The sequence below is a fragment of the Serratia sp. BNK-10 genome, from assembly GCF_047456065.1.
In the GTDB taxonomy this organism is placed as follows: Bacteria; Pseudomonadota; Gammaproteobacteria; order Enterobacterales; family Enterobacteriaceae; genus Serratia; species Serratia ureilytica.
This window is the reverse complement of the sequence record NZ_CP179894.1, coordinates 1950561-1976261: the sequence shown is the minus strand read 5'-3', so window position 1 is coordinate 1976261 and position 25701 is coordinate 1950561. Positions and strand designations below refer to the sequence as shown.

22 protein-coding genes are annotated in these 25701 nt (G+C 61.4%); 16 read left to right on the top strand and 6 right to left on the bottom strand.

All coding sequences use genetic code 11. From position 1 onward, the window contains the following. Positions 1–27: 27 nt before the first annotated feature. A complete protein-coding gene (gene kdgR / locus ACMGG9_RS09800; RefSeq protein ID WP_047026221.1) occupies positions 28–819 on the bottom strand; it encodes a DNA-binding transcriptional regulator KdgR in 792 nt (263 codons plus the stop codon). A 230-nt stretch (positions 820–1049) separates the two neighbouring features. Here kdgR and ACMGG9_RS09795 point away from each other — a divergent pair, with 230 nt between their 5' ends. After that, positions 1050–2444, top strand: a complete 1395-nt coding sequence (locus tag ACMGG9_RS09795; RefSeq protein ID WP_414162127.1) for an MFS transporter — start codon at positions 1050–1052, stop codon at positions 2442–2444. 104 nt (positions 2445–2548) lie between these two features. Here the strand turns inward: ACMGG9_RS09795 and ACMGG9_RS09790 are convergent, their stop codons facing one another. Both ACMGG9_RS09790 and htpX read right to left on the bottom strand, forming a co-directional pair. Further along, positions 2549–3256: a hypothetical protein gene (locus tag ACMGG9_RS09790; protein WP_240290423.1), complete on the bottom strand. Its 708-nt coding sequence runs from the start codon at positions 3254–3256 to the stop codon at positions 2549–2551. Between the two features lie 338 nt (positions 3257–3594). Beyond that, the gene (htpX, locus tag ACMGG9_RS09785) at positions 3595–4473 is read right to left on the bottom strand and encodes a protease HtpX (RefSeq protein WP_033652481.1); all 879 of its coding nucleotides are present in this window, start codon (positions 4471–4473) and stop codon (positions 3595–3597) included. 368 nt (positions 4474–4841) lie between these two features. Here htpX and ACMGG9_RS09780 point away from each other — a divergent pair, with 368 nt between their 5' ends. Genes ACMGG9_RS09780 through ACMGG9_RS09755 form a run of 6 tightly spaced genes read left to right on the top strand, consistent with a single transcriptional unit; the run spans position 4842 to position 10685 of the window. Continuing rightward, positions 4842–5933 carry an ABC transporter substrate-binding protein gene (locus ACMGG9_RS09780; protein WP_414162126.1) on the top strand — a complete coding sequence of 364 codons (1092 nt, stop codon included), beginning with the start codon at positions 4842–4844 and terminating at the stop codon, positions 5931–5933. Between the two features lie 2 nt (positions 5934–5935). After that, positions 5936–6976, top strand: coding sequence for an iron ABC transporter permease (locus ACMGG9_RS09775; protein ID WP_347251058.1), 1041 nt, complete (start codon positions 5936–5938; stop codon positions 6974–6976). After that, complete coding sequence (locus ACMGG9_RS09770; protein ID WP_414162125.1) at positions 6973–7758, top strand: ABC transporter ATP-binding protein; 786 nt, start codon at positions 6973–6975, stop codon at positions 7756–7758. The genes ACMGG9_RS09775 and ACMGG9_RS09770 overlap by 4 nt, the downstream gene beginning before the upstream one ends. Further along, positions 7746–8543 (top strand): nicotianamine synthase family protein, encoded by a 798-nt coding sequence (locus ACMGG9_RS09765; protein WP_346405474.1) that lies wholly within the window; start codon positions 7746–7748, stop codon positions 8541–8543. Before ACMGG9_RS09770 ends, ACMGG9_RS09765 begins: the two co-directional genes overlap by 13 nt. After that, positions 8536–9843, top strand: a complete 1308-nt coding sequence (locus ACMGG9_RS09760) for an opine metallophore biosynthesis dehydrogenase (protein WP_414162124.1) — start codon at positions 8536–8538, stop codon at positions 9841–9843. The genes ACMGG9_RS09765 and ACMGG9_RS09760 overlap by 8 nt, the downstream gene beginning before the upstream one ends. After that, a complete protein-coding gene (locus tag ACMGG9_RS09755) occupies positions 9840–10685 on the top strand; it encodes a DMT family transporter (RefSeq protein WP_033642846.1) in 846 nt (281 codons plus the stop codon). The genes ACMGG9_RS09760 and ACMGG9_RS09755 overlap by 4 nt, the downstream gene beginning before the upstream one ends. Positions 10686–10752: 67 nt before the next feature. Here the strand turns inward: ACMGG9_RS09755 and prc are convergent, their stop codons facing one another. The 3 genes from prc to ACMGG9_RS09740 all read right to left on the bottom strand — a co-directional run bounded on the left by prc (position 10753) and on the right by ACMGG9_RS09740 (position 14125). Continuing rightward, the gene (prc, locus tag ACMGG9_RS09750) at positions 10753–12801 is read right to left on the bottom strand and encodes a carboxy terminal-processing peptidase (RefSeq protein WP_414162123.1); all 2049 of its coding nucleotides are present in this window, start codon (positions 12799–12801) and stop codon (positions 10753–10755) included. 19 nt (positions 12802–12820) lie between these two features. Then, positions 12821–13531, bottom strand: coding sequence for an RNA chaperone ProQ (gene proQ, locus ACMGG9_RS09745; protein ID WP_004931497.1), 711 nt, complete (start codon positions 13529–13531; stop codon positions 12821–12823). Between the two features lie 96 nt (positions 13532–13627). Next, positions 13628–14125 carry a GAF domain-containing protein gene (locus tag ACMGG9_RS09740; RefSeq protein ID WP_414162122.1) on the bottom strand — a complete coding sequence of 166 codons (498 nt, stop codon included), beginning with the start codon at positions 14123–14125 and terminating at the stop codon, positions 13628–13630. A gap of 255 nt (positions 14126–14380) precedes the next feature. On the opposite strand from ACMGG9_RS09740, the gene yebS reads away from it, so the two are divergent. From yebS to ACMGG9_RS09695, 9 genes are all read left to right on the top strand, one after another. Next, complete coding sequence (gene yebS, locus ACMGG9_RS09735; RefSeq protein ID WP_047026336.1) at positions 14381–15628, top strand: membrane integrity lipid transport subunit YebS; 1248 nt, start codon at positions 14381–14383, stop codon at positions 15626–15628. Then, positions 15597–18227: a PqiB family protein gene (locus tag ACMGG9_RS09730; RefSeq protein ID WP_033644262.1), complete on the top strand. Its 2631-nt coding sequence runs from the start codon at positions 15597–15599 to the stop codon at positions 18225–18227. Before yebS ends, ACMGG9_RS09730 begins: the two co-directional genes overlap by 32 nt. 102 nt (positions 18228–18329) lie before the next feature. Further along, a complete protein-coding gene (gene rsmF / locus ACMGG9_RS09725) occupies positions 18330–19766 on the top strand; it encodes a 16S rRNA (cytosine(1407)-C(5))-methyltransferase RsmF (RefSeq protein WP_414162121.1) in 1437 nt (478 codons plus the stop codon). 265 nt (positions 19767–20031) lie between these two features. Beyond that, a complete protein-coding gene (locus tag ACMGG9_RS09720) occupies positions 20032–20568 on the top strand; it encodes a spore coat U domain-containing protein (protein WP_033652487.1) in 537 nt (178 codons plus the stop codon). 272 nt (positions 20569–20840) lie between these two features. After that, positions 20841–21377: a spore coat U domain-containing protein gene (locus ACMGG9_RS09715; protein ID WP_197760061.1), complete on the top strand. Its 537-nt coding sequence runs from the start codon at positions 20841–20843 to the stop codon at positions 21375–21377. Between the two features lie 2 nt (positions 21378–21379). Beyond that, positions 21380–21883: a spore coat U domain-containing protein gene (locus tag ACMGG9_RS09710; protein WP_033642839.1), complete on the top strand. Its 504-nt coding sequence runs from the start codon at positions 21380–21382 to the stop codon at positions 21881–21883. A 20-nt stretch (positions 21884–21903) separates the two neighbouring features. Continuing rightward, positions 21904–22419: a spore coat U domain-containing protein gene (locus tag ACMGG9_RS09705; protein ID WP_414162269.1), complete on the top strand. Its 516-nt coding sequence runs from the start codon at positions 21904–21906 to the stop codon at positions 22417–22419. 20 nt (positions 22420–22439) lie between these two features. After that, positions 22440–23207, top strand: a complete 768-nt coding sequence (locus tag ACMGG9_RS09700) for a molecular chaperone (protein WP_046686936.1) — start codon at positions 22440–22442, stop codon at positions 23205–23207. Positions 23208–23229: 22 nt separating this feature from the next. After that, positions 23230–25701: a fimbria/pilus outer membrane usher protein gene (locus tag ACMGG9_RS09695; protein ID WP_414162120.1), complete on the top strand. Its 2472-nt coding sequence runs from the start codon at positions 23230–23232 to the stop codon at positions 25699–25701.

Here is a 25701-nt window from a genome sequence, read left to right as displayed (position 1 = left end):
GCGGCGCCTTGCTCATCGAAACGCAGGTCAGAACGGGTAGTCGTGATAGCCCTGCTGTTCGGAAATGCGTCGGGCGGCGACGTGCAGCAACGCCACATACTCCTCCCGCGCCGCTTCGGAAAAGCGCAGCGTCGGGAAAGAGATGCTCAGCCCGGCGATCGCCACCCCGAACCTGTCAAAAACCGGTACCGCGATGCAGCGGATCCCCGCTTCTTGCTCTTCGGCATCTTCGCCGTATCCCTGCGCACGCACCCGATCCAGCACCGGCAACAGTTCGGCGGCGCTGGTCAGGGTATGCTCGGTGCTGCGGGTAAATTCAATCTGCGACAGGATCTGCGCCACCTCATCCCGCTCGCGCCAGGCCAGCAGCACCTTGCCGATGGCGGTGCTGTGCAGCGGGTTGCGGCGGCCGATGCGCGAATACATGCGCAGGTTGTACATCGCGTCGATCTTGTGGATGTAGACGATGCCATCCTCGTCCAGGGCGCCGAGGTGGATGGTTTCACGGGTATGCTTCGACAACTCGCGCATCTGCACGTCGGCGCTGCGGATCAGATCGACGTTCTGCAACGATTTGGCGCCCAGTTCGAACAGCTTGAGCGTCAGCGCATACTTTTCCGTCTCGCCCTCCTGTGAAACGTAACCCAGCGCTTTCATGGTCTGCAGAAACCGGTAGACGGTGCTTTTAGACATCATCACCCGCTGGGACAGTTCGGTAATGCCTATCTCGCGCTCATCGCCGAGCGCCTGCAAAATGCCGAACACTTTCATCACGGATGAGACGGCATCCGGTTGCTTGTCTGAATCTGCGTTAGCCATGGCGAATACCCTACTTAACGGTTTTGTTTCAGGAAATTTAAACAAGGGTTTCAGTATAATCGGAACAGATCGCGACGCGCAACGCAGCTGAAGGCTAAGCGATTGAAGCCAAATGAATAACCGCCTGCCGCTCACCGCCGTTTACAATTAAGCGGACAAGGGGCATGCAATCGCAGGCGAATATGATTAGCATGATAATACTCTCCTGAATAAATACCGCTGAGACCTGCATGCGTCCTTGTTCCGACGGCCTCCCCGTCCCGCAACGCTATGGGGCGATCCTCGCCATCGCCCTCGGCATTACCGTATCCGTGCTCGACGGCGCGATAGCCAACGTGGCGCTGCCCACCATCGCGCGCGATCTCAACGCCAGTCCGGCCAGTTCCATCTGGGTGGTTAACGCCTATCAACTGGCGATCACCGTCTCTTTGCTGTCGCTGGCGTCGCTCGGCGATCTGGTCGGCTATCGCCGCATCTATCAGGCTGGATTGCTGGTGTTCAGCATCACCTCACTGTTCTGCGCCCTGTCCGACTCGCTGCTCACCCTGACCATCGCCCGCGTGCTGCAGGGCTTTGGCGCCGCCGCCATCATGAGCGTCAACACCGCGCTGATCCGCATCATCTACCCGCAGCGTTTTCTCGGCCGCGGCATGGGCATCAACTCGCTGATCGTCGCCTGCTCCTCGGCGGCCGGGCCGACGGTGGCGGCCGCTATCCTGTCGGTCGCGTCCTGGCAATGGCTGTTCGCCATCAACCTGCCGATCGGCATCGTCGCGCTGCTGCTGGGGATGAAATTCCTGCCGGCCAACGGCCAAAAAAGCGATAACCGCCGTTTCGATCCCACCAGCGCCGTGCTGAACGCGCTGACCTTCGGCCTGCTGATCACCGCCATCAGCGGCTTCGCCCAGGGCCAGAGCCTGACGCTGATCTTCAGCGAGATCGCCGCGCTGCTGGCGATTGGCGCGCTGTTCGTGCGCCGCCAGCTGCGCCAGGAATTTCCGTTGCTGCCGGTCGATCTGCTGCGCATTCCGATCTTCGCCCTGTCGATGGGCACCTCAATCTGCTCGTTTGCCGCGCAAATGCTGGCGATGGTGTCGCTGCCGTTCTTCTTGCAAAGCGCATTGGGCCGCGACGAGGTGGCGACCGGGCTGCTGCTGACGCCGTGGCCGCTGGCGATCGTGGTGATGGCCCCGATCGCCGGCCGGTTGGTGGAACACGTGCATGCCGGCCTGCTGGGGTGCATCGGGCTGGCGGTGTTCGCGCTCGGGCTGTTCTCGCTGGCGCTGCTGCCCGCGGCGCCGTCGAATATGGACATCATCTGGCGCATGGTGCTGTGCGGCGCCGGTTTCGGCCTGTTCCAGTCGCCCAACAACCACACCATCATCTCCGCCGCGCCGCGCAACCGCAGCGGCGGCGCCAGCGGCATGCTGGGCACTGCCCGTCTGCTGGGACAAACCTCGGGAGCCGCGCTGGTGGCGCTGATGTTCAACCTGTTCCCGACCTCCGGCACCCACGCTTCACTGATCCTGGCTGGGGTGTTCGCCACCCTGGCGGCGGCCGTCAGCAGCCTGCGCATCACTCAACCGACGACGCAAACGGCGCAGCCCAGCCGCGAGGTGAAATAGCGCACATAAAAGAGCCGAGCCCCCATCGATTGTAAAACCGACGGGGCCAACACTGGCGGCCAGGCCGCGTCGGGTGCGGTGCCGGGAGCATGGCAGGCCAGGCGTCAGTCGCCGCACCTCAAAGGGCTGCGGCCTTGTCGTAAACAGGCTAAATAGGCGTCGTCATCCGGATACCAGCCAACAAGGCGTTGGCCGTCGTTATCCATCCCCTCGAAGGCCTTCAGCAGGCCGGGGGCGAACATGCGCTTTATCAGATCTTCGGATTGCGCGCTGTCGATGCGGCAGTCGCAGCGCGTCTCTCCGTCAACCTGAACGAAGTTCTGCAACGAAGCGAGACATCGCGCGTCGAGATCGCCATGAACATGGATAAACTCCCCCGTTTCTACCAGGGTGAGCGCGGTAAGGTCTCCCCCCACCACGAACGCGCCGTCGTTTCCTGAGCTGCAATAGGCATGGCGTATGCGGACATCGTCACGCACGATCAGCCCGCCCCAGCAAATCAGCGTATCCGCCTGCAGCCGCCCCAGCACGACAATGCCGCCGTCCTCTCGCTGCGGTGACACCGCCAGGCATCCCTCCACGATCACATCGCCGTCCACGATCAGGTAATCGTAATCGTGGCCGTCGTGCTCGTCGGGGAAAAACGCCGGCTGGCGCAGATCGCCTGAATGCCAGCGAATAACCGGCGGTTCATCATCGTCATCATGCCGGTTCAACAATTCCGCAACCGCATCGGCGACACCGCCAGCCAATGCGGCCAGGCGCGCCGACACCTCATCACCGTTGAGTAAGGGAAGGTGGTTGATTTTCATAGGGCCTCAGGGACAAATGTCATTGTGCCAAAGCATATAACATGCGCTTCCAAAGCCAAACAGGCGGTCGTGACCGGGCCCGATGCGGCTTGCCCTCTCACCGGGTGATCTGGCACCGCGCCTGCCCAGGCTGAGAGGCCGAAAGACGCGGTTTGCAGGTGGGCTTCAGCGACTTCGGGCGCTGCTGCACGGCATTAACGCCCGCAAACTTTGGTGAAGCGCTCACCCCATTCATTGCCGAATTTCATTGCTGAATCCGTCGCCGCCGCTGAAATAGCGGTTCAGGCATGCCATAAAAAAACCCCGGCAAGCCGGGGTTTTTCATTTCATTCAGCCGATTACTTCAGGTACTGACCGGTGCGCAGCGCTTCGATGCGCTTGTCGAGCGGCGGGTGCGACATGAACAGCTCGCTGAACGACTTGGATTTGCCGTTGATGCAGAACGCCATCATGCTGCCCGCTTCCTGCGGTTCATAGCTGGTTTTCAGACGCTGCAAGGCGGCGATCATCTTCTCGCGGCCCACCAGTTTGGCGGAACCGGCGTCGGCATAGAATTCGCGGTGACGCGAGAACCACATGGTGATGATGCTCGCCAGGATGCCGAACACCAGTTCCAGCACCATCGACACGGCGAAGTAAATCATCGGGTTGCCGTTGCCTTCCCCTTCACCGTCGCGGTTACCCAGGAAGCCGGCGGCAACCTGTGCGATCAGGCGCGAAATGAAGATGACGAAGGTGTTCACGATCCCCTGGATCAGGGTCATGGTCACCATATCGCCGTTGGCGACGTGGCTGATTTCGTGCGCGATAACCGCTTCCGCTTCGTCGCGGCTCATGCTCTGCAGCAGGCCGGTGCTGACGGCGACCAGCGAAGCGTCGCGCCGTGCGCCGGTGGCGAAGGCGTTGATGTCCGGCGCGTGGTAGATAGCGACCTGCGGCATGGCGATGCCCGCCTGCTGCGATTGACGGCGCACCGTTTCCAGCAGCCAGTTTTCGGTTTCGTTACGCGGCTGTTCAATCACTTCCCCGCCCACGGAGCGCAGCGCCATCCATTTGGACATCAGCAACGACACGAAAGCGCCGCCGAAGCCGAACAGACCGGCCATGATCATCAGGCCCTGAACGCTACTGGATTGGATTCCTGTCAGGCTGAGCACCAGCCCGAAAACCAACATCACCGCCAGGTTGGTGAGCAGGAACAGAGCTATACGCATCATAAAATGTTTACTTCCTCATAAATGTTAACAAAACACTGTCCAGATACCCTGGATCGTATGGGCATTCGTCACAGTTTCAAGAGTTGCGCGCCATTAACCTACTAAAAATACGAAACTTTACAAAAACGACGCGCGACCGGGATTTGGCAAATTGTAAACGATTGTTGCGCAAGGCGGAGGGATTTTGCAGAAAAATTTCTTTGCCCGCACGCCATGACAACGAGAACCGTTATCCTCACGCTTTATAGGCCAATATCCGCTCAGCGCGTTTCATCATGCCCCACCTGATTCAGCGGCGACGAAAGTTTGAATCTCGCGATTAATTGTTACATTATAACATCACAATTAATCGTAAAGGGATGTCAATCATGTTATCGCGTATCGTCTGGATGCTGGCGACGTGGCTGCTTTTCTGCCAGGTCGCGCACGCTGAAATTCACCTCACCGACGTTGAAGGACGCCAGGTTACCCTGGCCGCCCCCGCACAGCGCGCCTATATCGGCTTTTACTACGAAGATTTTCTGGCGGTGAACGGCCCGGAGAGTTATCAACAGGTCGTCGCCTTCTCCAAAAGCGACTGGGCGTTGCGCGCCAGCCAATGGACGCGCTATCAGGCGGCGCTACCACGGCTCGCTCAACTGGTCGATGTCGGTTCGCTCTATAACCAGAGCTTCGATTTTGAACGCCTGCTGACCACGCGGCCAGACCTGCTGATCCTGGCGAAGTGGCAGCTCGACGGCTTCGCCAACTACCTGCCGGTGCTGCAACAGCTCAACATTCCTTACATCGTCGTCGACTTCAATCAGGGCGTTGAAGTCAAGCTCGCCAGCATCCGGTTAATGGGCCAGGCGATGGGCCACGCCGAGCGAGCGGAACGGCTGGCCGACGAATATCGCCAAAGTCTCGAGGATACCCGGCGGCGCATCCGCCAGGCGCAGCTGCCGCCGCCGGTCACCTACATTGAGCTGGGGGACAAGGGCCCCAGCGAGTACAGCAGCAGCTATGGCGCATCGATCTGGGGGCCGCTGCTGCAGCTGGCCGCCGCCGACAATATCGCCGCCGGCGTCGTCGGCAGCCCTTCCCCCTTGCGCGCCGACTATGTCCTGACCCAACGGCCCGAGGTGATTTTTCTCGCCGGTGGCGACTGGGAAAACATGCCGAACGCCGTGCCGATGGGCTACGGCACGCAGGCAGCCCCCCTACAGACGCGCCTGACGCAATACGCCCGGCGGGCGGGATGGCCGCAACTGCCGGCGGTAAAAAATCAGCGTCTTTATGCGCTTTACCATGGCGGCGCGCGCACGATTTACGATTTTATCTTTGTCCAGTATCTGGCGAAAGCGCTCTATCCCGCCGCGTTTGCCGATGTTGATCCCGCGCGCAATCTGGCGCAGTTCTACCATCAATATTTGCCGATAGAGGCGGACGGCGTCTTCTTGCAACGCTGGCAAGGAGAATAACCATGGCCCACACAGGACGTGCGTTTTTGCGACGGCGCAGGCTGCGCCGCGGGCTATTGACGCTGGCGCTGCTCGGCGCGCTGCTGGCGGCGACCGCCATCGATCTCACCGTCGGCGCCGCGCAACTTGGCCTCACGGATATCGTACGGATGCTTTGGCCCGGCTCTGCGCCTGGCAACGCACTGCATCAGGCGGTTTTCTGGTCGATTCGCTTGCCGATGACGCTCACCGCCTTGGTGGTCGGCGCCAGCCTGGCGCTGGCGGGCCTGCTGATGCAGACCGTGCTGGCCAATCCCCTCGCCAGCCCCTATACGCTGGGGATCTCTGCCGCGGCGGGGTTCGGCGCGGCGCTGGCGATCCTCACCGGCTTCAGCCTGGGCGGCGCGTTGGCGCTGGGCACGCCGCTGCTGGCTTCGCTGATGGCGCTGTTGGCTTGCGTGCCTGTCTATCTGCTGGGACAACGCCGCGGTATGACGCCGCAAATATTAGTGTTGAGCGGCATCGTGGTGTTGTTTTTCTTTCAGTCGCTGCAATCGCTGCTGCTGTTTCTGGCCTCGCCGGAAGCCATGCAGCAAATTGTCTTTTGGCTGTTCGGCAGCCTGCTCAAAGCCAATATGCACGGCGTGGCGATCACCGGCGTCGTGTTGCTGTGCGCGCTGTTCGTCAGTCTGCGGCTCGCCTGGCGGCTGACGGCGCTGTCCGCCGGCGAAGAGCAGGCCCAGGGGCTGGGCATCAATGTCAGCGCCTTGCGCAAGCTGGCCTTTCTGCTGGCGACCTTGCTGACGGCCGCCTCGGTCTCGTTTGTCGGCACCATCGGGTTCGTCGGGCTGATCGCCCCGCATTTCGCCCGCTTTCTGGTGGGTGAGGATCAGCGCTACCTGATCTGCATTTCCGCCCTCTGCGGCGGCCTGCTGCTGCTGTGCGCCTCGATCGTCGCCAAGCTGGTGATGCCGAACGGCGTGGTGCCCATCGGCATCGTTATCGCCCTGATCGGCGTGCCGGTGCTGTTTTACTTCGTCACTCGACAGGTTAAACGCCCATGACTCAACTGACCCTCACCCGCGTCGGCGTCTCGCTGCATCGCCGCTCGCTATTGGCAGACGTTTCATTGAGCTGGCCGGAGGCGCAGCTCGGCGGCATCATCGGCCCCAACGGCGCCGGCAAATCGACGCTGCTCAAAGCGATTAACCGCATGGTGCCGTGCAGCGGCGAGATCGCTTACCGCGAGCGCCCTCTCGATCCGAAAACCAGCCGTATCGCCTATGTGCCGCAGCTTAATCGCTGCGATTCGGCATTGACCGCTTTTGACATGGTGCTGCTGGGCAAGGTACGTCAGTTGAGCTGGCGCGTCAGCGCCGCCCAGGCCGATGCGGTCGAGCAGGCGCTTACGGAATGCGGCATTTCCGCGCTCGCCGATCGCCCCTTCAACCGTCTCAGCGGCGGCCAGCGACAGTTGGTGATGCTGGCTCAGGCCTTCGTCTCTCAGCCGCAGATCATTTTGCTCGACGAACCCACCAGCGCGCTGGATATCCACCACCAGCTGCGCGTGCTCAATCAGATCGCCGACTACGGCCGGCGCCACCGCTGCATCACGCTGCTGGTGATCCACGATCTGGGATTGGCGCTGCGCTATTGCCACTCACTCACGCTGCTCGCGCACGGACGCGTCGTTTGCCACGGCGATACCCATCAGATGATGGGACATCCGATGGTGTCTCGCGTATTTGGCGTCGGCATCGAAAACGGCGTCAGCCCGCAGGGCTCCCCCTATCTGCTGCCGACACAGCTGTTACACGCACACGGAGAATCCCCATGTACACTCTGACCAAGGCGGACATGCTGGCGCAACTCGCCGGCTTGCAACAGGAAATTCACCAGCTTCACCGTTCCGCCCGGCAAGATCGGCGCCATTTTTCCCTGCTGGAACGTCGTTTCAGCCGCCTGCAGGCCTTTAACGACGAACCGCAGCTGCAGGCCTATCGTCAAAAGCTGGAAAACGACCGTTTGATAACGGCGCAGATCACCCAACTGCGGGCGACGGCCAACGCCGCGTTGTGCGACTACGAGAAGCATCGCGTCTCGGCGCTGTGCCGGGAACCGGCGCAAACCAACGCCTACCTGAACAGTTTCGACCGCGCGCTGCAGCTGGAGATCGCGGCCGCCGACATTAAACCCGGCGAACGGGTGCTGCTGGTGGGCAGCGGCGCATTGCCCACCACGGCGCTGGCGCTGGTCGCCAGGCTCTCCGCCACCGTCATTTGCTACGATTGCGATCCGGCGGCCCAGCGTTTTGCCCGCCGGCTCACTCGCCACCTGGGGCTGGTGCAGCAGATGCCCTGCATCGACAAGCTGAACGGCCTGACGCGCAACGATATCGATCACATCATCATCGCCTCCCTGGTGGCGGACAAGCAGGGTTTGCTGAAGGCGCTGCGGCCTTTGCTGCCCCAGTGCGGCAAATTGCTGGTGCGCTATGGCAACGGCCTCAAGTCGATCTTCAACTGCCCTTACCACCACCAGGCCGCCGGCTCGCCCTGGCGCCTCAGCGGTAAACCGCTCACCACCCCGCTGTACGATCTGTTGATTTTGGAGCCTCACCGCCATGAATAATGCCTTTCCCACCCTGATCCTCGGCGCCGGCCCGGCGGCGATCCAACTGGCTGCGGACGTCAAGACCGCGGGCAATGCGCGCATCGGCCTGTACAACCGCCCCAGCGAAAAAGGGCGCCGCCTGAAGCAACATCTGGCGCACACGCCCAGCCTGTGGCTGACGGGCGCCGGTAAGGCGCAGCGCACCCAAGACGATGCGCAGGTGACGATTGATCGCTATTGCGATGATCTGGCGCTCGTCGGCGGCGACTGGCGCAGACTGATCCTTGCCGTCCCCGCCGATCAATACCATGACGTGCTGCGACAGGTGCCATGGACGGCGTTGCCCCAACTGCGCTCACTGATCCTGCTCTCTCCCTCCATCGGCTCCGGCTTGATGGCGCAAAGCCTGCTGCAGGAGGCCGGGCAATCCCACGTCGAGGTCATCAGCCTGTCGAGCTACTACGCCGACACCAAATACCAGAACTCCGAGCAGCCTTACCGCGCCTACACCAAGGCGTTCAAGCAGCGAATTTATCTGGCCGGCGCAGGCGCAAGGTCAGACTGCGCCGAACTCGACTGGCTTTGCTCGCTGCTGGCGCGTCACGGCATTGACGCCCAACGCTGCAACAGCCTGCTCGCCGCCGAGCGCTTCAGCATCACCAATTATGTTCATCCTCCGCTGGCGCTGGCCGAAACCACGCTGCAGGCGATATTCCAGCCGCAGGCGCCGATCCAGTACCTGTATAAAACCCACCCCGAGGGCCCCATCTGTCCCGAGGCGATCGCCGACATGCTGGCGCTCTCGCAGGATTACCAGCAGTTGCTCAACCGGCTCGGCATCGAGGCCATTAACCTGCTGCGCTTTTTGAATGACGACAACTACCCGGTTCCGCCCCGTATGGTGAGCCGCCACTGGATTGACCAATTCCCGCAGCTCGCGCCGACGGAGCAATGCTATGCGCTGTTTACGCGTTATACCGCGCTGCTGGTCGACCCCTATTCCGAGCCGGATGCGCAGGGCCGCTACTATGATTTTTCCGCCGTCAGGGTCGCCCGCGTCTTCCAGGATGCCCAGGGGCGCTGGCGACTGCCGCGCGTGCCGCAAGAGGACGTGCGCAAACTGCGCGTCCTGGTCTTGCTGGCGCAGCGGCTTGACGTCGAGATGCCCGCCGCCCAGCGTCTGTTGGCCCGCTTTCAGCAGGCGCTGCAGCGCTTCGTCACCCGGATCGGCGCCGAGCATTGCCATCGCTCGTTGCTGGACGATACCTGCGACGAGCAGGCGGACATCATTTACCGACAATGGCGGAGGCAAGCATGAATCAGGGTGCGCTACTGGCCATTTTTGCCTCGTTGATTTTCAGCGTCATGAACGCGCTGGTTAAAACCATCTCCGATGCTATTCCCACCGGTGAAATCGTGTTCTTTCGCAGCAGCATCGGCTGTGTGCTGGTTCTGCTGCTGATGTACCGCCACCGCATCGCCTTCAGCCGCGTAGACCGGCCGCTGCTGGTGTTGCGCGGCACCATGGGCGGGCTGTATCTCATTTGTTATTTTTACAGCATCGCCCATCTGACGCTGGCCGACGCCAGCATGCTGGCCTACCTGTCGCCGTTTTTCTCCATTTTGCTCTCCTTGCTGGTGCTGCGTGAACGGGTCAGCGCCTGCACCGCGTTTTGGCTGGCGATGGTCATCATCGGCGCCGTGCTGCTGGTGCGGCCGTGGCACTTCTCGGCCTATACCCTGGCGTCGCTGGTCGGCGTGATGAGCGCGGTGTTCGCCTCGATCGCCTATCTGTCGGTCAACAAACTCAGCAAGCGCCACCACAACTACGAGATCGTGTTCTACTTCCTGTTCATCGCAACGCTGATCTCGCTGCCGCTGATGTGGAACGCGTTCGTTTGGCCCAACGCCTATCAGTTCGCCATTCTGCTCGCCATCGCCCTGGTGTCGCTGTTGGGGCAGGTCGTCTTAACCCAGGCCTTCTCTTCCGATAACCTGATCGTGGTCTCGGTGGTGCGCTATATCGGCATCGTGTTCAACATCGCCTGGGGTTGGCTGTTCTGGCATGAGATCCCGCTGCTGCTGTCGCTGTTCGGCTGTCTGCTGGTGGTGGTTTCCTGCATTCAGCTCGGGCTGCGTCACCGTAAGAAACCGGCTTAAGCCGGGCTTGCCGCAACCAAAAAAAAACGCACCCGAAGGTGCGTTTTTCACAGGCAAAGCCGTGGCCTTATTTGGCCGGCGTCGGCTGCTGAGCAGGCTGATCCTTTTCCAGATGAGCCAGGTCCAGCGCGATATGCACGGTTTCTTCCAGGTACGGATCCGGCTCCTGGTAATCCTTCGGCAGATCGTCGAGCGATTTCAGCGGCTTCTTGCCCGCACGTTCCAGACGCTCGTTGATGCGTTTCAGACGGGTCGCGTCGTCATCGTGATTCTCTTTCTCGCGCACCGCCAGATTGAGGGACACGATGTTGCGTTTATCCTTCAGCGCCTTGTAATGCGCGATATCCTGCGCGATGTACTGGAACTCCGGATTTTGCGCGATGCGCTGCTGGTGATCTTTCAGCAGCTCCGGCTCGAACGGCGCCATATCGCCGGTCTTGCTGTAGGTCGCCGCATTGATGCTGTCCCACGGCATGGCGTTGTCTTCAAACGCTTCGCCGGTTTCCGCCGGATCGACGCCGGTCGGCATCAGAATGTCCGGCGTCACGCCCTTGCGCTGGGTGCTGCCGCCATTGACGCGGTAGAACTTCTGAATGGTGTACTGCACGGAACCGAGCGCCGGCCACTCAGGGCGCAGCATCTGATCGTAGATACGGTTCAGCGAACGGTACTGCTGCACGGTGCCTTTACCGAAGGTCGGCTCGCCGACAATCAGCGCGCGGCCGTAATCCTGCATCGCCGCCGCGAAAATTTCGGAGGCGGAGGCGCTGAAGCGATCGACCAGCACCACCAGCGGGCCTTTATAGTAAGTCACGCCGTCGGTGTCGGCGTCTTCGCGCACTTTACCGTTGTTGTCGCGCACCTGCACCACCGGGCCGCTCGGAATGAACAGGCCAGACAGCGACACCGCTTCGGTCAGCGCGCCGCCGCCGTTGGTGCGCAGATCGATGACCACGCTCTTGACGTTCTGCTTGGCCATCTTCTGCAGCTGCACTTTCACGTCATCGGTCAGACCGACATAGAAGCCGGGGATGTCGAACACCGCCACCTTCTCTTTGCCGACGGTCTTGATGGTCATTTTCACCGCGCGGTCTTCCAGACGGATGCGCTCGCGGGTCAAGGTGACCACGCGGGTTTTGGTGCCCTTGCCGGCCGGCAGGATCTCAAGGCGCACCTTGCTGCCCTTCGGCCCTTTGATCAACGACACCACGTCGTCCAGGCGCCAGCCGATCACGTCCACCATCGGTTTGCCGGCCTGGCCGACGCCGACGATGCGATCGCCCACGGTGATCGCCTTGCTTTTCGCCGCCGGACCGCCCGGCACCATCGAGTTGATCAGGGTGTAGTCGTCATCCATCTGCAGCACCGCGCCGATGCCTTCCAGCGACAGGCTCATCTCGGTGTTGAACTGCTCGGTGTTGCGCGGAGACAGATAGTTGGTGTGCGGGTCGATTTCATGCGCAAAGGCATTCATCGCCAGCTGGAAGACGTCTTCGCTGTTGCTTTGCGTCAGGCGCTTGATGGCGAACTGATAGCGCTTGGTCAGCGTGTCGCGGATTTCTTTGTCGGTCTTGCCGGTCAGCTTGAGGTTCAGCTCGTCATACGTGACTTTCGCATCCCACAGGCTATCCAGCTCGGCCTTGTCTTTCGGCCACGGCGCTTTGCTGCGGTCGAGATCGATAGTGCCGTTGCCGGTGAAGTTCATCGGCTTGTCCAGCAACGACAACGCATAGGTATAACGCTCAAAGCGGCGTTTCTGCGCCAGATTGAACAGCGCGTAGAAGGTGTCCAGCTTGCCGGTTTTCAGCTCTTCGCCAACCTGATTGCGTTTGCCGGCGAACTGCGCCACGTCGGAGGCCAGCAACACGTTATGGTTGTAGTCCAGCATGTTCAGGTAGCGATCGAAGATCTTGCCTGAAAATTCCGCATCGAGGGCGAACTGGCGGTAATGAGAGCGAGTGAAGCGCGAGGTGACGCGCTCACTCACCGTAGCGTGCTGGGGTTCCTGTTGCAGTTGGGGCAGTTGGCCGATGCGGATGTTGGCTGTTTCCGCGCCGTAACTGACACCCGCCCACAGCAGCCCTGCAATCGCTGTTAATCTGACGAATTTGTTCATGCCTGGGTTGGCCTCCGTATCAGAACTGCAAGTGTTCTGCGCGCACAATCATCGCCAGACCGGAAGAGAGCTGCACACGTACGCCATCTTTAGCGATTTCGAGTACGGTAGCATCCATCGCGCTCTTGCCTGCTCTGACTTTGATTTCCTGGCCAATTTGCAGTTTAGAGATATCCGTGACTGGCGCATAACGCGGCTGGCTTTCCTCTTTGGCTGCACGAGGTTGGCGAGCGGGCTGTGGGCGAGTTTGTGGGCGCGGCTTGCGGTTTTCCGGCGCGGCTCCGCCTTCGCGACGCGCAGCGGGCTTTTTACCGGCTGGACGCGGACGGCGCGGAGCGGCATCGGCGGATTCGCCGGCGGCTTCACGTTTTTTGGCGTTTTGTTCGGCACGCTGTGCCTGAACGCGCGCTTTGGCTTCTTCAAGCTGCTGGCGAGCATGATCGACATGCTGCTGCTCCAGTTCACCGCACGGATTGCCGTCCAGATCGACGCGCTGCGCGCCAACCTTGACGCCGTACAGGTAACGCCAGCTTGAGGTGTATAGGCGCAGGGCAGAACGCAATTGCGTTTTGCTGAGATTCTCTTCCCCCTGCACGCGCTCTACCAAATCCTGAAAAATACCGATTTTCAGCGGACGAGCTTCGCCTTCGGCGCTAAAGCAGAGCGGAAAACGCTCGGCAAGAAAAGCAATGACTTCTTTACTAGAGTTCAACTTAGGTTGATTTTCCATGAAATTTCCTGATTACAACGGTATTGCCAACAAGCCACAGGCATGAACAGGCGTCATTATAATGACGCCATCGGTAATTGCCACGTTAACCGTCGATCAACTTGCCGCCACAGTCACATATTTCGCACTGTCACACTGTTCCAGTTGCTCACAAAGCCCCGCCACCACTGCTTTCAGGCCCACTTCGTCCTGTTCGTCGAAGCGTTGATAAACCGTGCTATCGATATCCAAAACGCCGATCGCTCGGCCGCCAACCGCCAGCGGCAGCACGATTTCCGCGTTGCTGGCCGCATCGCAGGCGATATGGCCCGGAAACGCATGCACGTCGCTGACGCGCTGCACGCGATTTTCCGCCACCGCCGTGCCGCACACGCCCTTGCCCACCGGAATGCGCACGCAGGCGATCTTGCCCTGGAACGGCCCCAGCACCAGTTGGTCGCCATCCATCAGATAGAAACCGACCCAGTTCACGTCATCCAGACGCTCGTTGAGCAACGCGCTGGCGTTGGACAGCGCCGCGATAAAGTTGGTTTCCCCGCCGAGCAACGCGCTCAGGTCACGTTTTAATTCCGCGTAGAATTGTTCTTTTGTCATGTGTTAACCATTGAAACAGTGAAGATGGCCAGAAGCCCAAAGCTTAGGCCCTATAAAATAAGCATTAAATGCGTATAGCCACAAGGTTAATCATCTGTTGCTTCACAAAACCCCGTCGCTCGGGGTATGTTTGCCGCTCAGAATCCCGGTTTACCTCGTTTTACCGTCCGGCGCCCGATCGCCGGTGACGCGGCCGGTTTATTTTTCAGCTACGCTGACAGTTCCGGCGGGCTCAAGGGCAGCTACTTGTCAAAAATGAAAATACACGCGATCACCGCCCCCCTTTCCAAAGCGCGCCACCAACGCTGCTGCGAGTGCGACCTGCTGTTTGTGCTGCCGCCGCTCAGCGGCAATCAGGCCGCTTATTGTCCGCGCTGTAACGCCAAGGTGGTGAGCGGCCGCGACTGGTCGATGACGCGCCTGACCGCCATGGCGATCGCCATGCTGCTGCTGATGCCGTTCGCCTTCACCGAACCGCTGATCAGCATTCGTCTGCTCGGCACGCGCATCGACGCCAGTTTGCTGGAGGGCATCTGGCAGATGAGCCGCCAGGGCGATCCGCTCACCGCCAGCATGGTGGCGTTTTGCACCATCGGCGCCCCGCTGACGCTGGTGCTGTCGCTGCTGTACCTGCGTTTCGGCCACGCGCTCGGCATGAACCTGCGCCCGGTGCTGCTGATGCTGGAGCGGCTCAAAGAGTGGGTGATGCTGGACATTTATCTGATCGGCATGGCGGTGGCGGCGATCAAAGTGCAGGATTACGCCGACATCCAGCCCGGCAGCGCGCTGATCGCTTACCTGTCGCTCACGGTGCTGAGCATCCTGACGCTGATCCACGCCAACCTGGAGCAGCTGTGGGAGCGCTACTATCCGCAGGAACAGCCGGAAGGCCCGCCGACGGCGCTGCACATTTGTCTGTCCTGCCACTATACCGGCTATCCCGACGCGCGCGGCCGCTGCCCGCGTTGCCATGTGCCGATGTGCCATCGCCAGCCCTACAGCCTGCAGAAAACCTGGGCGGCGCTGATCGCGGCGATGATCCTGCTGATACCGGCCAACCTGCTGCCGATTTCCATCATTTACGCCAACGGCACGCGGCTGGAAGACACCATTTTCTCCGGCGTGGTCTCATTGGCCACCTCCGGCAACGTGCCGATCGCCGCCATCGTGTTCATCGCCAGCGTGCTGGTGCCCTTCACCAAGGTGATCGTGCTGATCGTGCTGTTACTGAGCATCCACTTCAAAACCTCGCACAGCCTGAAGACGCGCATTCGTCTGCTGCGCCTGGTCACCTGGATCGGCCGTTGGTCGATGCTCGATCTGTTCGTTATCGCCTTGATGATGTCGCTGGTAAATCGCGATCAACTGTTATCTTTTACTATGGGACCGGCCGCGTTTTACTTTGGCTCGGCGGTCATTTTGACTATTCTTGCCGTTGAATGGCTCGATAGCCGATTGATTTGGGATGCACATGCAACAGGAAACGCCGACTACACCGACTGAAGCGCGGGTCAAGAACAAACGCCGCATTTCACCGTTCTGGTTACTGCCGTTCATCGCCCTGCTGATCGCCGGGTGGCTGGTCTATAACAATTTCCAGGAGCGCGGCACCACCGTCACCATCGATTTCCAATCGGCGGCGGGCATCGTCGCCGGCCGCACGCCGGTGCGCTACCAGGGCGTTGAGGTCGGCACGGTGCAAAAAATCAGCCTGAGCAAAGATCTGCGCAGCATCGTGGTGGAAGCCAGCATCAAAAGCGATCTGGAAGACTCGCTGCGCGAAGGCACCCAGTTCTGGCTGGTGACGCCCAAAGCCTCGCTGGCCGGGGTTTCCGGGCTCGATGCGCTGGTCGGCGGCAACTATATCGGCATGATGCCTGGCAGCGGCAAGGAGCAAACCCACTTCACCGCGCTCGATACCCAGCCGAAGTACCGCCTGAACACCGGCGAGCTGATGATTCACCTGCACGCCGACGACCTGGGTTCGCTCAACAGCGGCTCGCTGGTCTATTACCGTAAAATCCCGGTCGGCAAGGTGTATGACTACACCATCAGCGAAGGCAACAAGGGCGTAACCATCGACGTGCTGATCGACCGCCGCTTCGCCAACCTGGTGAAGAGCAACAGCCGCTTCTGGAATGTCTCCGGCTTCAAGGGCGATTTCAGCCTGTCCGGCGCCACGGTGCAGATGGAGAGCCTGGCGGCGTTGGTCAACGGCGCCATCGCCTTCGATTCGCCGGCCGATGGCCAGCAGGCCAAGGGCGATCAGAACTATACCCTTTACCCGGACCTGGCCCACAGCCAGCGCGGCGTCAATATTCTGCTGGATCTGCCGAGCGGCAACAATTTGAGTGAAAACCGCACGCCGCTGATGTACCAGGGGCTGCAGGTCGGCACCCTGACCAAGCTGACGTTGCAACAGGACAGCAAAGTCATCGGTGAACTGACCATCGATCCTTCGGTGGTCGATCTGATGCGCAGCGGCACCCGCATCGTGATGCGCAGCCCGCGCATCAGCCTCAACGACGCCAAGCTCAGCCAACTGCTGACCGGCACCACGCTGGAATTGGTGCCGGGTGAAGGCGAACCGCAGCAGCGCTTCAACGTGCTGGACAGCAGCGAAACGCTGTTGCAACAGCCGGGCGTGTTGACCGTCACGCTGACGGCGCCGCAAAGCTACGGCATCGACGTCGGGCAACCGCTGGTGGTGCACGGCGTGAAAGTCGGCCAAATCCTGAGCCGCACCTTGACCGCCGGCGGCGTGGTGTTCACCGCCGCCGTTGATGCGCAATATCGCGGCCTGCTGCACAAAGACAGCAAATTCGTGGTCAACAGCCGCCTCGATGTCAAGCTGGGAATAGACGGCATGGAAGTGCTCGGCGCCAGCGCGCAGGAGTGGGTAGACGGCGGCGTGCGCATTATCCCCGGCAGCAAAGGGGAGCCTGGCGGCCAATACCCGCTGTACGCCAACAGCGAAAAAGCCGAGGAAGGCATCGTCGGCAACGCCCCTTCCACCACCCTAACCCTCAGCGCCACCAGCCTGCCGGACGTGCAGGCCGGCTCAGTGGTGCTGTATCGTAAATTCCAGGTGGGCGAGATCGTCAACGTTCGGCCGAAGGCCAACGAGTTTGAGGTGGACGTCTACATCAGCCCGGAATACCGTAAGTTGCTGACCCGTGAAAGCATCTTCTGGGCCGAAGGCGGCGCCAAGGTGCAGCTCAACGGCAGCGGCCTGACGGTGCAGGCTTCACCGCTCAACCGCGCGCTGAAAGGCGCCATCAGCTTCGACAATCTGCAGGGCGTGACGCTGAACAAAGGCGCCAACCGCGTACTGTACGCCAGCGAAACCGCCGCCCGCGCGGTGGGCAGCCAAATCACGCTGAAAACCTATGACGCCAGCAAGCTGTCGGCGGGCATGCCGCTGCGTTACCTCGGCATCGACGTCGGCCAGGTGGAGTCGCTGCAGCTGGCGCCGGAGCGCAACGAAGTGTTGGCCAAAGCGGTGCTGTATCCGGAATACGTGCAGACCTTCGCGCGCCTCGGCAGCCGCTTCTCGATCGTGTCGCCGGAGATCTCCGCCGCCGGCGTCAGCAACCTCGATACCCTGCTCCAGCCTTATATCAACGTGGAGCCGGGCCGCGGGCGCGAGCTGCGCACCTTCGAACTGCAGCAGGCCAGCATCACAGATTCGCGCTATCTCGATGGGCTGAGCGTCGTGCTCGACGCGGCCGAAACCGGCTCGCTGCAGATCGGCACGCCGGTGCTGTTCCGCGGCGTGGAGGTCGGCACCATCACCGGCTTCTACCTCGGCGCCATGTCCGATCGGGTGCACGTCGCGCTGCGCATCAGCAAGAAGTACCAGCATCTGGTGCGCAACAACAGCGTGTTCTGGCTGGCGTCGGGTTACAACCTGCAGTTCGGCCTGACCGGCGGCGTGATCAAGAGTGGCACCTTCCAGCAGTTCATCCGCGGCGGCATCGCCTTCGCCACGCCGCCAACCATTCCGCTGGCGCCGAAAGCGACGCCGAACAAGCACTTCCTGCTGAATCCGGAAGAGCCGAAGGACTGGAAAACCTGGGGCACCGCCATTCCTCGCGATTAACTTTCGCGTTTTCCTCAGGGCCCGGCAATGCCGGGCCCTGTTTTTTTCCGCTTTATGATAAACTCTCGCCCTTGTCTTTATTGCACCCTGAGAGTTCGCCCCGTGGCCAAATCCACCGCCGTTTTTCTGCCCCCCGCTTTCCTCGACGCCACCCGCGCCATCATGCCCGCCGAGCTGGCGATGGACGATTTTATCGCCGCTTGCCAGCGCCCGCTGCGCCGTAGCCTGCGCGTCAACACGCTGAAGATCGGCGTCGCCGACTTCCTGGCGCTGGTGCGGGAGTACGACTGGCGATTGGAACCCATTCCCTGGTGCGCGGAAGGTTTCTGGATCGAGCGCGACGATGAAGAGCTGCGATTGGGCAGCGCCGCCGAACACCTGAGCGGTCTGTTCTATATTCAGGAGGCCAGCTCGATGCTGCCGGTCAGCGCGTTGTTCGCCGGCGGCGCAGCGCCCCATCGGGTGCTGGACGTGGCGGCCGCGCCGGGCTCCAAAACCACCCAGATAGCCGCGTTGATGGATAATCAGGGCGGCATCGTCGCCAACGAATACTCCGCCAGCCGGGTGAAAGTGCTGCACGCCAATATCAGCCGGTGCGGCGTGAAGAATACGGCGCTGACCCACTTCGATGGCCGGGTGTTCGGCGCCGCGCTGCCGGAGAGTTTTGACGCCATTCTGCTCGACGCCCCCTGCTCCGGCGAAGGCGTGGTGCGCAAAGATCCGGACGCCATGAGCAACTGGTCGCCGGAAAGCGTCGCCGAGATCGCCGCCACCCAGCGCGAGCTGATCGACAGCGCGTTTCATGCGCTGGCGCCGGGCGGCGTGATGGTTTATTCCACCTGCACCCTCAATGCGCAGGAAAATCAGCAGGTGGTGCGTTGGCTGCTGGACACCTATGGCGACGCGGTCAGCATCGAGCCGCTGGGTGAGCTGTTCCCCGGCGCCGACAAGGCGTTGACCGCCGAGGGCTTCCTGCACGTCTTCCCGCAGATTTACGACAGCGAAGGGTTTTTCGTCGCCCGCCTGCGTAAAAAACACGCCGTGGCGCCGTTGGCGAAGCCGACCTATAAAGTCGGTAAATTCCCGTTCAGCCCGTTGTCTGGCAAAGAGGCGGCGCTGGTCGCCCAAGCCGCCGCCGCATCCGGCTTAACCTGGGGCGATGACAGCCGGCTGTGGGAGCGCGACAAGGAAATCTGGCTCTTCCCGGCCGAGCTGGAGCCGCTGTTCGGCAAAGTGCGCTTCTCGCGTATCGGCCTCAAGCTGGCGGAGCGCTTCCCGAAAGGTTTCCGTTGGCAGCACGAAGCGGCGATCGCCCTCGCGGGCGCCGACGGCAAACAGCATTTCGAGCTGGACGCCACGCTGGCCCAGGAGTGGTATCACGGCCGCGATCTCTACCCTGAGCAGCCGCCGGCGGGCGACGAGTGCATCGTCACCTATCAGGGGCAACCGCTGGGCATCGCCAAACGCATCGGCAGCCGCATCAAGAACAACCTGCCGCGCGAGCTGGTGCGCGACGGCGCGCTGGATTTTCACCTGTAATCGCCCTGGCGCCGGGGAGCCGCTTTCCCCGGCGATAAATAAAGATAACAATATTCCCATCACCATTCGTTATTATTCTAATCATTTCACCATCACGTTATTTCACCCGCGCACGCTTGCCCTGTGCCAATTAAAAAGTTTTGACCTTTGATAAAGACAATTTCACGTTCTTATCCTATTAATTTAAATGTAAGTAAATAAATGCGTGCAACTCAGCTCTGGGTGGCGTTTTTGCGGACTTTCTCTGACATGGCAAGGAATCATGATGAAAAAAACTCTGCTGGTTTTGCTCTCGTTAACACCTCTGCTGTGCATCAGTGGCGCAGCCAACGCAGCGGGCACCATTCAGGGCACGGTGGGCGTGACAATGACCATCGGCGCCGGGTGCGTGGTCACCGGCGGCAACAGTTCCGGCACCACCAACGACTTTGGTTCCATCAGTTTCGGCACCTACTCGTCGCTGGCTAACGTTATCACCGCCAGCGCCACCGGCAGCGGCGGCACCGGCACCTTGGGGCTGAACTGCACCACCGGCACCAACTACACCGTGGCGCTGGACAACGGCCTCAACGCCTCCGGCAGCCAGCGGCGCATGGCCAGCGGCGTGCCCGCCTACATCAGCTATAACCTCTACCAGGACAGCGCCCACGCCGTGCCGTGGAACAGCACCACCGGCGTGCTGACCGGCACCGGCACCGGCTCGGCGGTCCCGCTGATCGTCTACGGTCTGGTGCCCGCCGCGGGCACCACCCCGGCCGCCGGCGTGTACAACGATACCGTCACCATGACCGTGACCTGGTGATGCCTGCCGACACGGGGCGCCACCACGGCGCTCCGTTATTCATTAATATAATAATATTCCTATCCACCCTCTCGTTATCTCAAACACGATTCCCCTGATGTGTTTACGCTGCACTCAACATGCGATCTCGCTTAAAAATAAATAAAGTTTTTAATCTTTAGGCAAGACATTCCCCCGTTCTTATTCTATTAATTAATCTGTAAATAGATTAATGCATTTGACTCATTTTTCGGGCTTTTTGGCAGGCTTCTCTACTACGGCAAGGAACCATGATGAAAAAGACTCTGGCGGCATTAACCTCGGCAGCGGCCCTGCTGTGCACCTCTGGCGCCGCCTTTGCGGCAGGCACCCTTCAGGGCACGCTGGGCGTCACTTTAACCATCGGCGCCGGCTGCGTCGTTACCGGCGGCAACAGCTCCGGCACCACCAACAACTTCGGCTCCATCAGCTTCGGCACCTACTCGTCGCTGGCTAACGTCATCACCGCCAGCGCCACCGGCAGCGGCGGCACCGGTACCTTGGGGCTGAACTGCACCACCGGCACCAACTACACCGTGGCGCTGGACAACGGCCTCAACGCCTCCGGCAGCCAGCGGCGCATGGCCAGCAGCGTGCCCGCTTACATCAGCTATAACCTCTACCAGGACAGCGCCCACGCCGTGCCGTGGAACAGCACCACCGGCGTGCTGACCGGCACCGGCACCGGCTCGGCGGTCCCGTTGATCGTCTATGGTCTGGTGCCCGCCGCGGGCACCACCCCGGCGGCAGGCGCGTACAGCGATACCGTCACCATGACCGTCACCTGGTAAGCATGACGCGCCTGGCCGTCACCTGCATGCTGCTGTCGTTGGCAGGCGCTTGCCGCGCCGACGTCAGCACTGCGACGGTCGGCGTCAGCGCCACCTTGGTCAAATCCTGTGTCGCAGGCACCACCAGCGGCGGCAACACCACGTTCGGCACCTTTAACTTCGGCACGGTTTACTTCCTCAATACGGCAATAAAAGTGACCGGCCAGGCGAACGCCGGCGCACTGCAGATCAACTGCAACAACGGCACCAGTTACACGGTGCTGCTCAGCGGCGGACAGAGCGGCAATACCGCTTCGCGCTATCTGCAAAGCGCGGCGGGCGCCCGCGTGAACTACAACCTGTATACCAGCGCCAGCTACGCCACCGTCTGGGATAACGTCACCGGCGTGACGCAGACCGCCACCGGTCAAAGCGTCTGGCTGCCGGTGTACGGCATGATTCCGGTGCAGGCGACGCCGGCGACGGGCACTTATACGGACACGGTACAGGTGACGATAAATTGGTGATTAACGGAACGCTGCGCACCCTGCTGCTGACGGCGCTGCTTGGCGCTCCGGCGGCACATGCCGATACCGTCAGCCAGGGCTTCACGGTCAATGCTTCGATCATCAAAGGCTGCGTGCTCGGCAGCGGCGTCACCAACGTTACCTCGTTCGGCAGCATGAGCTTCGGCCAGGTGGCGTCTTTAAGCAGCCCGATAAAAATTGTCTCGAGCGCCGGCGCCGGCTCAATCCTGATCCGCTGCAACCCCGGGCTCAGCGTCACCCTGGGATTGAACGTCGGCAATAACGTGACCGGCTCCATCGCGGGCGGGCGCAAGCTGTTGAACTCGGTCACCTCGGAAATGCTGATTTACCAGCTCTACCAGGATGCCAACTACGCCGTTTTGTGGGGAGACGGCGGCAACGGCGGCGCCGCCCAAACCGTCTCCTCCACCGGCAGTACGCAGGAAATAAAAATCTACGCCAGTTTAATGGCGAGCAGCACCTTGCCCACCAGCGGCACCTACAACGATACGGTCTTAGTGACGGTGAGTTATTGAGCTTTTAAAAGGATCACATTATGCGTACTACTCTGCTTCGCCTGCCTCTGCTGGCAGGATTGTTGTTAGCCGGCCAGCCGCAGGCCTTCGCCGCCGCCTCCATTCTGATTTGGCCCATCGATCCGGTTATTGAAGACAACCAGCAGGCGACGGCCCTGTGGCTGGAAAACCGCGACAGCAAGCCGGTTTACATGCAAATTCGCGTGCTGGGCTGGCAACAAACCGGCGGTAAGGACGATTACCGCAACCAGAGCGAGGTGCTCGCCAGCCCGCCGGTCGCCACCATTCTCCCCGGCAAACGCCAACTGATTCGCCTGATCAAGCAGACGCCGGCCGCCGCCGGACAAGAGCGGGCTTACCGCATCCTGGTCGATGAAGTGCCGATCAAAGATAAAGATGGCGCAGCGCCCGACAAAGGCGCGCAGATGGGGCTGAAATTCCAGATGCGTTATTCGGTGCCGCTGTTCGTCAGCGGCAAAGGCGTCTGGACCAAGCAAGACTTCGAACACCCGCGCGACTACGCCACCGCCAACCAGCCGAAGCTCAGCTACCGGCTGCTGCAACAAAACAGCCAGCGCTGGCTCGACGTGCGCAATGACGGCATCGTGCATGCTCGCCTGTCGCAGGTCAGCATTCAGGGCAAGCCGCTCAACAACGGGCTGCTGGGCTATGTGCTGCCGGGTTCGCAAATGCGTTTCGCCCTGCCACCGTCGGGCAGTTTTGCCGCCGGCAAGCTGCAGGCGATGGTCAACGACAACAAACAGCCCGTAACCCTCCCGTCTTACTGAGCCCGAGGCGCAGGTGATGCGGATGTCGCCATCGCCCTCACGCGGCATGCAGCTCAAGCCGCTGGCCCTGGCCGTACTCTGTATGGCGGTAGAACTGTGCCCGCCGCCTGCCGCCGCCGACGATTTGCCACCGCCGCCCCGCGCCGTCAGCATGCCGGATACCACGCTGTATCTGGAGCCGGTGGTGAATGGCCGCCCGACCGGCAAAGTCGTGCCGGTCGCCTACCGCGGCGGCCATTACTATTTAACGCCTCAGCAGCTGATCGATGCCGGCCTGCCGGTGACGGACAAACAGGTGAAAGAGATCGCCGTCGATCAACTGGATAAGGTCGACGTCACCTACAGCGGCGAAACGCAGCAGTTACTGATCTCGGTGCCCAACGATTGGCTCCCCAGGCAAACCCTCGGCGCCGCCAACCCGGAGCAGCGGCTGCCGGCGCAAAGCAGCCTGGGCTTCTTGCTGAATTACGACGCCTACGTCAGCCAAAGCGGCGGGCGCGGCAATCCGGGCTATTTTTCCGCCTGGAGCGAACAGCGCCTGTTCGACGGCTTCGGCGTTATCGCCAACACCGGCATTTTCCGCAGCAGCTTCAACGGCGAGACCGCCGCGCAGCAGAACAATCGATATATTCGCTACGACAGCAGCTGGCGCTACAGCGACGACGACACCATGCTCAGCTATACCGCCGGCGATCTCACGACCGGCTCGCTGCCCTGGACCAGTTCGGTGCGCGTCGGCGGTCTGCAGGTGGCGCGTAATTTCGCCACGCGGCCGGATCTCATTACCTACCCGCTGCCGCAGTTCTCCGGCCAGGCCGCCGTGCCGAGCAGCGTCGATCTGTACATCAACAGCTATAAAAACACCTCCGCCAACGTGAATCCCGGCCCGTTCACCCTGAATACCGTGCCCTACATCAACGGCGCCGGTCAGGCGACGGTGGTGACGACCGATGCGCTCGGCCGCCAGATCAGCACGACGGTGCCGTTCTATGTCGCCAGTTCGCTGCTGCAGGCCGGGTTGAGCGATTTCAGCCTGTCGGCAGGCGCGCTGCGCCAAAACTACGGTTACCGATCCGCGGACTACGGCCAGTGGGTGGCCAGCGGCAGCGGGCGTTACGGCGTCACCGACTGGCTCACGATAGAAGGACGGGCGGAAGGTGCGGCGGAGTTGGCGGTCACCGGCGCCGGCGCCGGCGTGCGCATCGGGCAGCTAGGGGTGCTCAACGCCTCCTACAGCTACAGCCAGGCGGGCCGCGACGCTTTCAACGCCCCTCCGGTCACGCCGCGGTATTACGATCCGGTCACTGGCCAACCGGTGCAGCAAGCAGATGCCGGGCCGGTCTATCAGTACGCCGGCCGCCACGGCGATCAAACCAGCCTGAGCTACACCTACAGCAATCAGTATTTCAGCCTCAACGCTCAACGGGTGCTGCGCAGCGCGGACTTTGGCGATCTATCCACCTACAAGAGCAGCTATCGGCTGAGCCGCCGCACCGATCAGCTGACCGGCAGCATCGGCCTGAGCCGCTTCGGCAGCCTGGGCGCCGGTTATTTCGACGTGCGCGACGCCATCGGCCAGCGCACTCGCCTGGTCAACCTGTCGTACAGCCTGACGCTGTGGCGCAACATCAGCCTGTACGCCTCGGCGAACCGCGAGATTGGCGGTGACGGTTACAGCTCTCAGCTGCAGATCAGCATTCCGTTCGATACCTGGGGCACCGCCAACGTCAGCACCGCCCGCGACGCCGGCAACCGCTGGAGCGAACGCGTGGCTTACAGCCGCGCCGCGCCGACCGACGGCGGTTTCGGTTGGAATCTGGCCTATGCCGGCGGCCAGGGCAGCAACAGCGATTATCGTCAGGCGGATGTGACCTGGCGCACCTCGCTGTTGGAAACCCGCGCCGGGCTGTATGGCAACCGTAACGACTACACCCGCTGGGGCGAAGTCAGCGGTTCTCTGGTGGCGATGAACGGCGGCGTTTATGCCACCAACACCATCAACGATGCCTTCGCGCTGGTATCGACCGACGGCTACGCCGGCATTCCGGTCAGCTACGAGAACCAGCGCATCGGCGTCACCAACGACAAAGGTTATCTGCTGGTGCCCACCGTTACCTCGTATTACCACGCCAAGTTCCAAATCGACCCGCTCAATTTACCGGCGGACGTTAACCTGCCCGCGGTCGAAAAAACCGTCGCCATCCGCGATCACAGCGGCTACCTGGTCGAATTCCCCGTCCAGCGCCTGTCCGCCGCCGACGTGGAGCTGGTCGATGCGCAAGGCAAACCGCTGGCCAACGGCAGCCAGGTTGCGGTGCTCGGCGGCAATCAACAAAGCTACGTCGGGTGGGATGGCATGACCTATATCGATCCGGTGCAGCAATACAACCGATTAAGCGTAATCCCGGCCGACGGCGGCCCGCCGTGCCAGGTCAGTTTCAGCCTGGCCAACCCGCAGGGGCTGCAACGCGTCGGCCCTCTCGTCTGCCAGTAA

Coding starts and splice junctions, on each gene's coding strand:
- kdgR (WP_047026221.1), bottom strand. CDS start 819: ATGGCTAACGCAGATTCAGACAAGCAACCGGATGCCGTCTCATCCGTG.
- ACMGG9_RS09795 (WP_414162127.1), top strand. CDS start 1,050: ATGCGTCCTTGTTCCGACGGCCTCCCCGTCCCGCAACGCTATGGGGCG.
- ACMGG9_RS09790 (WP_240290423.1), bottom strand. CDS start 3,256: ATGAAAATCAACCACCTTCCCTTACTCAACGGTGATGAGGTGTCGGCG.
- htpX (WP_033652481.1), bottom strand. CDS start 4,473: ATGATGCGTATAGCTCTGTTCCTGCTCACCAACCTGGCGGTGATGTTG.
- ACMGG9_RS09780 (WP_414162126.1), top strand. CDS start 4,842: ATGTTATCGCGTATCGTCTGGATGCTGGCGACGTGGCTGCTTTTCTGC.
- ACMGG9_RS09775 (WP_347251058.1), top strand. CDS start 5,936: ATGGCCCACACAGGACGTGCGTTTTTGCGACGGCGCAGGCTGCGCCGC.
- ACMGG9_RS09770 (WP_414162125.1), top strand. CDS start 6,973: ATGACTCAACTGACCCTCACCCGCGTCGGCGTCTCGCTGCATCGCCGC.
- ACMGG9_RS09765 (WP_346405474.1), top strand. CDS start 7,746: ATGTACACTCTGACCAAGGCGGACATGCTGGCGCAACTCGCCGGCTTG.
- ACMGG9_RS09760 (WP_414162124.1), top strand. CDS start 8,536: ATGAATAATGCCTTTCCCACCCTGATCCTCGGCGCCGGCCCGGCGGCG.
- ACMGG9_RS09755 (WP_033642846.1), top strand. CDS start 9,840: ATGAATCAGGGTGCGCTACTGGCCATTTTTGCCTCGTTGATTTTCAGC.
- prc (WP_414162123.1), bottom strand. CDS start 12,801: ATGAACAAATTCGTCAGATTAACAGCGATTGCAGGGCTGCTGTGGGCG.
- proQ (WP_004931497.1), bottom strand. CDS start 13,531: ATGGAAAATCAACCTAAGTTGAACTCTAGTAAAGAAGTCATTGCTTTT.
- ACMGG9_RS09740 (WP_414162122.1), bottom strand. CDS start 14,125: ATGACAAAAGAACAATTCTACGCGGAATTAAAACGTGACCTGAGCGCG.
- yebS (WP_047026336.1), top strand. CDS start 14,381: ATGAAAATACACGCGATCACCGCCCCCCTTTCCAAAGCGCGCCACCAA.
- ACMGG9_RS09730 (WP_033644262.1), top strand. CDS start 15,597: ATGCAACAGGAAACGCCGACTACACCGACTGAAGCGCGGGTCAAGAAC.
- ACMGG9_RS09720 (WP_033652487.1), top strand. CDS start 20,032: ATGAAAAAAACTCTGCTGGTTTTGCTCTCGTTAACACCTCTGCTGTGC.
- ACMGG9_RS09715 (WP_197760061.1), top strand. CDS start 20,841: ATGAAAAAGACTCTGGCGGCATTAACCTCGGCAGCGGCCCTGCTGTGC.
- ACMGG9_RS09710 (WP_033642839.1), top strand. CDS start 21,380: ATGACGCGCCTGGCCGTCACCTGCATGCTGCTGTCGTTGGCAGGCGCT.
- ACMGG9_RS09700 (WP_046686936.1), top strand. CDS start 22,440: ATGCGTACTACTCTGCTTCGCCTGCCTCTGCTGGCAGGATTGTTGTTA.
- ACMGG9_RS09695 (WP_414162120.1), top strand. CDS start 23,230: ATGTCGCCATCGCCCTCACGCGGCATGCAGCTCAAGCCGCTGGCCCTG.